This is a genomic window from Flavobacterium sp. DW-iso2 (assembly GCF_058725285.1).
This window is the reverse complement of record NZ_JBZXDY010000002.1, coordinates 277,462-286,353: the sequence shown is the minus strand read 5'-3', so window position 1 is coordinate 286,353 and position 8,892 is coordinate 277,462. Positions and strand designations below refer to the sequence as shown.

The 8,892-nt window shown below is 32.2% G+C and carries 7 protein-coding genes; 2 read left to right on the top strand and 5 right to left on the bottom strand.

Annotated elements, in window-relative coordinates; genetic code table 11:
• Positions 1-61 precede the first annotated feature (61 nt).
• Positions 62-511: a response regulator transcription factor gene (locus tag AC4PRO_RS02675; protein WP_492116197.1), complete on the bottom strand. Its 450-nt coding sequence runs from the start codon at positions 509-511 to the stop codon at positions 62-64.
• 370 nt (positions 512-881) lie between these two features.
• Here AC4PRO_RS02675 and AC4PRO_RS02670 point away from each other — a divergent pair, with 370 nt between their 5' ends.
• Positions 882-1,958, top strand: a complete 1,077-nt coding sequence (locus AC4PRO_RS02670; RefSeq protein ID WP_492116196.1) for a hybrid sensor histidine kinase/response regulator — start codon at positions 882-884, stop codon at positions 1,956-1,958.
• Between the two features lie 54 nt (positions 1,959-2,012).
• Here the strand turns inward: AC4PRO_RS02670 and AC4PRO_RS02665 are convergent, their stop codons facing one another.
• From AC4PRO_RS02665 to AC4PRO_RS02650, 4 genes are all read right to left on the bottom strand, one after another.
• Positions 2,013-3,116, bottom strand: coding sequence for a hypothetical protein (locus tag AC4PRO_RS02665; protein ID WP_492116195.1), 1,104 nt, complete (start codon positions 3,114-3,116; stop codon positions 2,013-2,015).
• 30 nt (positions 3,117-3,146) lie between these two features.
• Positions 3,147-3,848, bottom strand: a complete 702-nt coding sequence (locus AC4PRO_RS02660) for a hypothetical protein (RefSeq protein WP_492116194.1) — start codon at positions 3,846-3,848, stop codon at positions 3,147-3,149.
• Complete coding sequence (locus AC4PRO_RS02655; protein WP_492116193.1) at positions 3,835-4,395, bottom strand: RNA polymerase sigma factor; 561 nt, start codon at positions 4,393-4,395, stop codon at positions 3,835-3,837. Before AC4PRO_RS02655 ends, AC4PRO_RS02660 begins: the two co-directional genes overlap by 14 nt.
• A gap of 208 nt (positions 4,396-4,603) precedes the next feature.
• Positions 4,604-5,581: a polyprenyl synthetase family protein gene (locus tag AC4PRO_RS02650; protein ID WP_492116192.1), complete on the bottom strand. Its 978-nt coding sequence runs from the start codon at positions 5,579-5,581 to the stop codon at positions 4,604-4,606.
• Positions 5,582-5,800: 219 nt separating this feature from the next.
• Between AC4PRO_RS02650 and AC4PRO_RS02645 the strand changes: the two genes are divergently transcribed.
• Positions 5,801-8,890 (top strand): SusC/RagA family TonB-linked outer membrane protein, encoded by a 3,090-nt coding sequence (locus AC4PRO_RS02645; protein WP_492116191.1) that lies wholly within the window; start codon positions 5,801-5,803, stop codon positions 8,888-8,890.
• Positions 8,891-8,892: the final 2 nt, after the last annotated feature.

The following is an 8,892-nucleotide window of genomic DNA, read 5'->3' as shown; positions in this document are numbered from 1 at the left end:
GATGAAAATTAAAACAATGAAAATCAAATAGATAAAAAATAAAATATTACGATTTTATTTTTTATCGGACATTAATGAATTTTATTATAACTTTTGAAAAAGGATTAGGTTTATTTTCTTCTTCTATTTGATGCTTTAAATGCAAGATATTATTAATTTTAAGTATTAGCTCTCGAGTTTTGAATGGTTTCATAATATAATCATTAATGCCATTCTCAAGTTGCTCCAATTTAGTTTCTTCATCAATATTAGCAGTGATAATTATGAAAGGAATAGTATTAAATTTACTGCTTTTTCTGATTTTTAAAAATAGCTCATCTCCACCCATAACAGGCATCATTAAATCACTTATGATAATGTCAGGCAAATTTCCATTCATATATAGCAACGCTTCATAACCGTTTTTAAGCCATTTCACATCAAAATTACTTAAAGTCAGTAAATCCATAATAGACTCCCCTAAAGCGAGGTTATCTTCAATTAAAACTATGTTTTTTTTTGCATCGATCATTTCGCTAAAATAACCATAAAAATATTAAATTAACTGTTAAGTTTTTTTACTTAACGATACTTATATATGTTAAAACCCCAAATTAAAATAAATTTACTTCATGTATTGACCTTGAAAAAAAAATTAAATACAATATTATCTCTAAAACTAAAAGACATTTTTGATCATTTAAATAAAATGATGGTTTAAGAATCATTTATATGTAAGAATTAGAAATAATTAAAATGCAACACATATATCAATGAGTGACTTTTAAAAAAAGTTAAAGCAATTCAACTAACCTAATTGAAATTCTTATAAAAAACAAACCATTATAACTTATTGAACGAGAAATAAAATATTAAAACCAAATTCACCTTACATTTTCCAAATGAATAAAAACAAAATACTGATTATTGATGATGAGCTAAATATAAGAGAAACAATAAATGAATTACTCAGTCTAAAAAATTATGAGACTAAAACAGCTAACAATGGAGAAGAAGCGCTTGAGATTTTAGATACTTGGTCTCCTGACTTAATTATATGCGACATCATGATGCCAGTAATGGACGGGCAGGTTTTTCAAAAAATAGTGCAAAACAGCAAATATTTAAGTACTATTCCTTTCATCTTTTTAACAGCGAAAACAGAAGATAACTTGATGCGTAATTCTTTTAACGAGGGAGCTGATGACTTTTTAACGAAACCATTTAAGGTAGATGAATTATTAAAAGTCGTAGAGTCGAAAATAATAAGATTCGCAAAAATTAAAAATGCCAATACTTTATATGCAGGTGACCCCAGAATTCTATCTCACGAAATCAACACTCCTCTCTATGGGATCTTAGGTTCAATTGACATACTAATGAACGATTCCTACAATTTAAAACAAGAGGATATTAGTTCTTTTTACGAAGGAATTAAAACATCTAGTGAACGCTTGAATAGGACGATGAAAAACATTGCTCTTTTAGAGAGTCTGAAAAACAACAAATTTGAAACATTAAACAATGAATTTTCGGAAATCGAAAATGTGTTCGAAAATGTTTTAAGTAGGATTTCGGTATCTCATAAAAAACAAAAAAACAGAATCGTCTCTCAATTAACTAATTCAGAATTAGCTATTAGTAAAGACAATCTCAATTTTATTTTATTTGAATTATTAGACAATGCTTTGAAGTTCTCTCCAAAAAATAAAAAAGTAGTTATTGAAGGAAGCGTGTTTAGTGATGATTACTATCAAATTAATATATTTGATTATGGTATTGGTTTTAAAGAGGAAGAACTAAAGTTGATTGATGCTACAGTACAATTTAATCGTGATAAAAGAGAACAACAAGGACTAGGACTAGGGCTATATATCACTAAATCCATCATAAAGAAATCTAATGGAATTATGAGTTTATCATCTAGAGAAACTGAAGGCACTAAAATTTCTATTTTGCTACCTGTTTATAAGAAATAAAACCCTTTCATGATTCAATATCTGAAAGGGTTTATTAACTAACTCAAACTAAACCTAATTAAAATCAAATCGAACGCCTAACGACACATTATTTTGCTTAACAGCATTGTCTTTGAATAAAGGATTTAAATCATATTTTAAATACAAACTAGTCGCTCCATAACCCACATAACCGCTTAATCCATATATAAAACTATCCACATTAAAATCACCTTTAGTTATTTCTCTCGATTTGTATTCGTCAATGTCATACTTAATATATTGCTTCGATTTCAGGTTTGTTCCAACATATCCTCCTAAACCGAATCTAAAACTGTCATGTGTTTTAAAATAAGTCTTCCCATCTCTTAATTTCGGCTTGGTGAAGTCAAATTCTAAATGCAACGGAAAAACTAAATTCACATTCTTAAAACGAGAGTCCTCTTGGCGAATTGGATTTACCTCCAAATTTGTTTGCTTGCCATCTATTACAAAACGCCTATTATCAGTAACTCGTAAATTATTGTACATTAACGAAAATCCATATTTGGCATGTAACAAATTGTTGTTTTTAAAAATCCTTGTATTGTATGTCAATCCCCATTCATAGAAATGAGAACCCCAATATCTAAAATCTGATTTAGCTGCAGTACCATCTATAACAACATTATTTAAACCTGTTGCAAGAACCACTTGAGTTGTCGTTCTTTTTGACTGACGATCTTCTTTTTCACTTTGCCCTTTATAAACCTTCATAGAAGTAACATTAATCTCCGTTTTATTTTTTCCAATGGAATCAGTGCTACCTCCTATAATAATCATTGTCCCGCCGGACCGATCTCCATCTGATTCCATATTGCTAATTTTACCCTCCACTTGCGCTTGCACTAAATCTTTTAGTTCCTCCTGAGCCATAGCGACTTTATTTTCAATTATTGTTGCTCTTGCTTGCGCCAATTGCTGCTTTTTTAAATTGGCTTGTTCTTGTGAAATGGTTCCCTTTTCTAATTGGAGATTTACTTCCTCTACTTCGACTTTTAAGGCTTCTTTTTGCTCCTTAGTAACATTTTCAATTTTCAAAGCAATTTTTTTCGCTTGCTTTTCAAAGGTCTCTTGCCCTAGCATTTTACTCGCCATAAGGCATAAAAAAATTGCTAAGTAAATGGTGAAATTTCTCATGATGATTTAATTTTAAAATTGATTGATGATTTATTCTAGATTACGATTGGCAAAAGCCACTTTTACAGTTTGGTAATTTTTACTCACTTTACTAATTACTTTCTCCCTGAAAGAAAGTTCTAATTCAGTATCAACTTGCGATAATAAATACGAAGCATCCACAGTTACCTTACTACTTTTCATAACGACATCGGTACTTACTACAACTTGAGCAACCACTTCTCCCATAGTAGGTGTTGATTTCTCTGCAATTAATGCAGACTTGTTTTGATTGTTTTGCCAATGTGGTGTATTGACTTGATTGATGATTGAACGCTCCGTTTTATTATTAATATGATTAGTTACTACTCTTTCTTTCTTTATAGTTTTATCAAGTCTTTTTTCTGAAACAACAACTACTTTTTCGTCAGGGATTGAAGCTGTATTCATCAATTCTCCTTCTTCTATCACTTTCTCATCAAGACCTCTTTTTTCATTCTCTTTATGATGTATAACTACTCCATTTCCCTGCTCTATACTTTTCGTTTCTGTTAGATAACTAAAAACTGTCCCAATCAGTAAAAACCCAAATATACTGGCTGCTATATAAATCCAAGAGAATTTCTTCTTCCTTTTTGTGTTTTGATCTTCATCTAACATCAGATCCAGTTTTCCCCAGGCTGCGCTCGAAGGCTGAATAGTGCTACTTTCCAGCTTCTGTTTTATTTGGCTTTCCAAGTTACTTAGTTCCATACTCGTAATTTTTTATTGTATTAATCTGCTGTTGCAAAATCTTTCTGGCATGTGATAACTGCGATTTTGACGTACCTTCATTAATTCCCAACATTGTGGCAATTTCCTTATGCTTAAAACCTTCGATAGCATATAAATTAAAAACCATTTTATAACCATCCGGCAGCCTATCAATTAATAGTTGAATATCAGCTATTGAAAATTGACTATCAGCAGCATCAAAACCTTCTTCAACATAAATTTCATCTTCGATAAACTTAAACTTCTTGTGAACTCTAATATAAGAAATGCATTCATTGACCATTATTCGTCTAACCCATCCTTCAAAGCTTCCATTATGCTGGAACGCTTTTAAATTTGTAAAAACTTTCATAAAAGCAGCAATCATGACATCTTCTGCTTGTTGTAAATCTTTAATGTATTGCCTACAAATGCCTAACATTTTAGGAGAAAACCGACTATAAATAGACTGCTGTGCCTTTCGATTATTCTCGATGGCCAACCGAATCATTTCAGTTTCTTCTTGATGTAAGTTGATTACTTTCATTGTTAGTGTTCAGTGTACAGTTTTTAGTATTCAGTTAAAACACTAATAATAGGCTTCTATATACATAGACGAGAAAGGATGCAAAAAGGTTGTATGGAAAAATATAAATTAAAAAAATTAGACGGCCATACACCTGTAACAATAACATTATCAATCATTTAAATCGCTTTAAATAATTTTACAATTATCTCATTTTCTGACTAACTAATTATTTTTTTCTTTCGATTACATAATTCACCATCAAGATTAAGGCATCTTTGAAATCTGAATTAGGATAATTATCCAATAATAAAAGTGCTTCCTGCTGAAATTCAATCATTTTATTTTCGGCGTAAGCCAAACCGTTATTGTGTTTTACAAAAGCAATTACTTCCTTGACTCTTGTTTTGTCTTTATTATGGTTTTTTATCGAATTGATCAACCATGATTTTTCTTTAGAAGTACAGGTGTTTAAAACATGAATTAATGGCAACGTCATTTTTTGCTCCTTAATATCGATACCAGTTGGTTTCCCAATCGCTTCATCTGTATAATCAAACAAATCATCTTTAATTTGAAAAGCCATTCCAATGAGCTCGCCAAACTTTCTCATATTCTCTACCTGAATCTCATCCTCAATAACTGATTTTGCTCCAAGAGCGCAACAGGCGGCAATAAGTGTAGCCGTTTTTTTTCGAATAATTTCGTAATAAATGTCTTCTGTGATATCAAGCCTTCTCGCTTTTTCTATTTGGAGTAATTCGCCTTCGCTCATTTCACGAACAGCGATTGAAATTATCTTCAACAAATCAAAATCACCGTTGTCTATAGAAAGTAACAATCCTTTGGATAATAGATAGTCGCCAACAAGTACTGCAATTTTATTTTTCCAAAGCGCATTGATAGAGAAAAAACCTCTACGACGATTACTGTCATCCACTACGTCATCATGAACTAAGGTTGCGGTATGAATTAGTTCAATAACACATGCACCACGATAGGTTCTTTCATTAACTATTCCTGCAGAAACCATCTTAGCGGTTAGAAAAACAAACATCGGGCGCATTTGCTTGCCCTTTCGATTCACTATATAGTATGTGATTCTGTTCAACAACGCCACTTGCGAAGTCATCGATTCATAGAACTTTTTTTCAAAAAGTTCCATTTCTTTAAAGATGGGCTGTTTTATTTGTGAAGTAACATTCATTTAGAATTCAAAGTTACACCTTTTAACAAATATATATAGCCTTACCATTAATTTTAATACAATCTGTGTTAAATAATAGACATCTTATAAAGCGTCCAAATCAGAAAATTTACACAGCTAACCTATTCTTAATTGTACTGAATACTTTGTTAAACTTAACTTAATCTAACCCGACAATCGGAATTTTAAGTTTGCCCAACAAAACAAAACAACAAAAAAATGAAGATTTCAAGAAAAAATTTACTCTTTCTTTTACTTTTATTCTGTGTGCATTTAGTGAATGCACAAACAAAATCAATATCAGGAAAAGTAACAGATTCGTCAGGTTTCCCACTTACCGGTACAACTATTTTAGTCAAAGGCACGAAAACTGCAACCATTGCAGACGGAAATGGTAATTACAACATTAAAACTGAAAAAGGAAAAACATTAGTATTCTCATTTATGGGCTTTACTTCTAAAGAAGTTTTAATTAACAATGAAGAAAACCAAAATATAGTACTTGATGACAATTCAGTATCTCTAGGAGAAGTTGTTGTAACTGCTCTTGGAATTAAAAGAGATAAACGTGCGTTAGGATATGCGTCACAAGAGTTAAAATCAGATGATATTAATAAAGTGAACTCAGCTAATTTTGTTTCAAATCTAACAGGTAAAATATCAGGGGTGCAAATTTCTGGCTCTGGTAATGGAATCGCGAGTTCGTCAAGAATTACGATTCGCGGGGACAAATCATTAAACATTAATAACAATGGTCCCTTATTTATTGTAGATGGAATTCCTATTAACAATAACGTCTATGGCGTGGGAGGCTCTTCAACAAGTCAAGCTGATTTACCTACAGATTATGGAAATGGTGCGTCAGAAATTAATCAAGAAAATATTGAAAGTGTAAATGTACTAAAAGGGGCAGCAGCATCTGCTTTATATGGTTCTCGCGCTGCTAACGGTGTTATTGTAATTACAACTAAATCAGGCAAGAAAAGCAAAGGTTTAGGGGTTTCAATTTCCTCTTCTTTTATGACAAGCGAAGCATTAAGATTACCTGAAATTCAAGGTGTGTATGGCGCTGGTTCTAAACAAATTTACGATGCAGGTGCAGATACAAATTTAGGCCCTCGTTTTGACTCTGGCATTTCATTATTACAAAACGGAAGTCCAGGATATTCTGTAGGACAAGGGCAAGTATTACCCTTTGAATTTAGATACAACCTAAATGATTTTTTTAGAAAAGGAAGTTCTATTTCAAATTCAGTTTCTGTTTCTGGTTCTGATGAAAAAACGAATTTCAGATTGAGTTACGGAAAAACAACCAGCGAAGACATTGTTCCTAACTCTAATTTAAAAAGAGAAAACATCAGTTTGAATCTTAATTATAACATTTCAAATAAGTGGAAACTGGCTACTGTAGCTACATATACTAAAAGTTCCAGTGACAATACTCCGGTTACTGGCTACGGAAGCCAAGGTATCATGTATAATTTACTTTGGAACCATACCAATGTTGACTTAGACTGGCTGAAAGATTATTGGATTGTAAAAGATGTAAAACAAAATAGCATGTTTGGCTGGGGAGACAATCCATTCAAGATTGCTTATGAAAACATCAATGCCTTTAAAAAAGGGCGCATTTTTGGAAACATTTCCTCTACTTATGAAATCAGCAATGATTTCTCATTCATGGCGAGAATAGGTATGGATAATTCAAATGATTTTAGATGGTCACGCAGACCTATTGGATCGTCACGATACACACAAGGAATGTACCGCGAGCAAACCATTGCATTTACAGAATACAATGCTGATATGTTGCTTTCTTATGATCATACTTTTGGCGATTTCTCCTTTAAAATTTCTTACGGAGCAAATAGCATGAATCAATACACGTCTGAAAGTAAAATTGAAGGACAAGGAATTAGTATTCCCAGCATTTACAATTTGCAAAATATCAATGTGATGCCTATACAATCTCGAAACATTTACAAAAAGCGCATCAATAGTATGTATAGTTTGGTAAATATAGGATATAAAGATTACTTGTATTTAGACTTAACAGCTAGAAATGACTGGTCATCAACCCTACCTGCAGACAACAACTCTTATTTTTATCCTTCTGCTTCATTAAGTTTTATTCCAACATCATTATTTGAAATGAATGAGAATATTGACTTCTTAAAATTAAGAGTAAATGCTGCCTCTGTAGGGAATGATACTGATCCGTATCGATTAGTAAAAACTTATGATAACGGCTCTTTGCCAGGAACATTAACTAATCCTAATACTATTTTAAACAGTAATCTAAAACCTGAAATTGCCACCTCATACGAAGCGGGAATTGAAGCACAATTTTTTAAAAAGAGAATAACATTAGATGCAAGTTACTATATCACCAACTCTAAAAACCAAATTGTAGGTTTAGATATTTCTCAGGCTGCAGGTTTTAATTCTAATGTGATTAATGCAGGTAAAATTCAAAACAAAGGAATCGAAATCGGTTTAGGACTTACTCCAGTTAGAACCAAAAATTTTGAATGGTCGCTTAACGCCAATTTTACTCAAAACCGAGGTACTGTAAAAGAACTAACTCCAGGAATTGATAATTATATTATCGCCCAAGGCCCCAATGGAGGTACTATTGAAGCTCGTGTAGGAGAACGAATGGGAGATTTATATGGTCGTGGTTATTTAAGAAGTCCAGACAACCAAATTGTGTATGACAATACAGGATCACCAATATTAGATACTAAAATAAAAAAAATAGGAAACTATAATCCAGATTGGATGTTAGGACTTGCTACTAATTTAAGATATAAAAACATCAGTCTAAATGCGCTGTTTGACTTAAGACATGGCGGAAAAATCTATTCAATGACAAATGCTATAGGAATGGAAAGTGGCATACTTGCCGTTTCATTACCAGGCAGAGAAACAGGAATAATAGGCGAAGGTGTTGTACAAAATACCGACGGATCTTACAGTCCTAATACTACTTCAATAAGCGCTGAAAACTGGTATTACTCTAATGCGTTTCGTAGAGACAACATAGAGGCTAATTCATTTGATGCGTCTTATGTCAAATTAAGAGAAGTGAGTTTGAATTATAGATTTTCTGAAAAATGGACTAAAGCCGTAAAAATGCAAAATGTAAGCATTGGTCTAGTAGGGAATAATTTAGCGCTTTGGACGAAAGTCCCTAACATTGATCCAGAAACTCAAGCAATAAGCGGCGGTACATTACTACCTGGATTTGAAGTATTGCAACTGCCTTCATCCAGAAACTACGGAATCAAATTAAATGCTTCATTCTAAAA

Bases quoted from the DNA above. Each gene is read 5' to 3' on its own strand.
- AC4PRO_RS02675 (WP_492116197.1), bottom strand. From the start codon at position 511: ATGATCGATGCAAAAAAAAACATAGTTTTAATTGAAGATAACCTCGCT.
- AC4PRO_RS02670 (WP_492116196.1), top strand. From the start codon at position 882: ATGAATAAAAACAAAATACTGATTATTGATGATGAGCTAAATATAAGA.
- AC4PRO_RS02665 (WP_492116195.1), bottom strand. From the start codon at position 3,116: ATGAGAAATTTCACCATTTACTTAGCAATTTTTTTATGCCTTATGGCG.
- AC4PRO_RS02660 (WP_492116194.1), bottom strand. From the start codon at position 3,848: ATGGAACTAAGTAACTTGGAAAGCCAAATAAAACAGAAGCTGGAAAGT.
- AC4PRO_RS02655 (WP_492116193.1), bottom strand. From the start codon at position 4,395: ATGAAAGTAATCAACTTACATCAAGAAGAAACTGAAATGATTCGGTTG.
- AC4PRO_RS02650 (WP_492116192.1), bottom strand. From the start codon at position 5,581: ATGAATGTTACTTCACAAATAAAACAGCCCATCTTTAAAGAAATGGAA.
- AC4PRO_RS02645 (WP_492116191.1), top strand. From the start codon at position 5,801: ATGAAGATTTCAAGAAAAAATTTACTCTTTCTTTTACTTTTATTCTGT.